We start from the raw sequence: 1,136 nt of genomic DNA, 5'->3' as shown, positions 1-1,136 counted from the left end.
AAAAAAGTGCCACGCTCGAGGGCGTGGCGCAAAGACCGGTCGCGAGAGAGGGAGGAGGTGCGACCGGACGAGTGAAACCGCTGTAGCGGCGAGGGCTTCTCAGCTCGGTTGTGCCTTGCCTGGAGGCAGGTCGTCCAGGATCTCGAACGCCGCGCGGGACGAATGCAGGTCCATCCGCTGCCCGCCACGCTCCAGCGTGAGCGAGCAGCGGGCGATCTTGGTGTTGAGGCAGACCTTGCTGCCGCCCGGTGGGTTGGCGTAAACGAGGGAGGCGAAATCGGCCGGGTGCGCCTCGAAGGTCACCTGCAGCGTTCCGCAGGGGCCGGATGTTTCTATGTACCAGTGATCGCCCTGGTAGCAGCCGCGAGCACGTACTGCGCGCACCAAGCCGTTCCACTGCAAGGTGGCACCCCGAAGGCGCAGCACGACCGGGCTCATCCAAGGAGACCAGAAGGGCCCCACCCGCACGCGAGCGGTCGAGCATTCGAGGAAGGCGTCCGGCGCTTCGTCGAAGCCGGCAACCTGGCCCCAAGCGTAGCGGTCGGTGTGTCGGCTGCCCCAGTTGTGGTTCTGGCTGCCGACCCAGTTGTCGATCCGGATGGACTCGCCGTCGATGACGAGGAAGCCTCTGAACCGGGCAAGCGGTTGTCCGACCAGGACTTTGGCACGCGGCAGCTTCGTGTCGTACATGCCTTCGGGCAGGAGCAGCAGCGGCTCCTGCCCGCCGCTGTAGTCCAGGTCCCAGGCGATGGAGCGGTTGTTCGTGCCGGCGCGGCCCCGAAGGCGTCCGTCCTGAAGCACCGCGCTGCCGATCTGCACGTTGAGGTGGTTCGTGGAGAAGGTGCAGTGCTGGATCGGCACGTCCTCCTTGAGCGACACGATCTTGCCGGTGGTTCGATCGAAGTAGATGGCCCACAGCTCGCCGACGGCGTCGTGCGGCCGGCCCTTGGGCGAGAAGATCGTGTACCGGATCCAGAAGGCGAGGCGCCCAGCAGGATCGTTGGCCCGCAGGAACCAGCTCTCGTAGTGCCCGCCGTCGTCGCCGGGCTTGTACCGCGCGGCGTTCCAGTTATCCCTGGCGTTCGACGCGACGGGGCGGCTGAAGGCTTCGGAGGGGAGGGCAGCGGTCATGCTGG

1 protein-coding gene is annotated in these 1,136 nt (G+C 66.7%); it reads right to left on the bottom strand.

Translation table 11 applies throughout. The annotated features are described in order from the left end of the window. Positions 1–99: 99 nt before the first annotated feature. Positions 100–1,136 (bottom strand): hypothetical protein (locus P1K89_RS33280; protein ID WP_350082645.1); only part of this gene is annotated, 1,037 nt, incomplete at its 5' end.

It is taken from the genome of Aquabacterium humicola, from assembly GCF_030167915.1.
Lineage (GTDB): Bacteria > Pseudomonadota > Gammaproteobacteria > Burkholderiales > Burkholderiaceae_C > Pseudaquabacterium > Pseudaquabacterium humicola.
The sequence above is the reverse complement of the archived record's forward strand: the minus strand, read 5'-3'. Positions and strand labels throughout refer to the sequence as shown.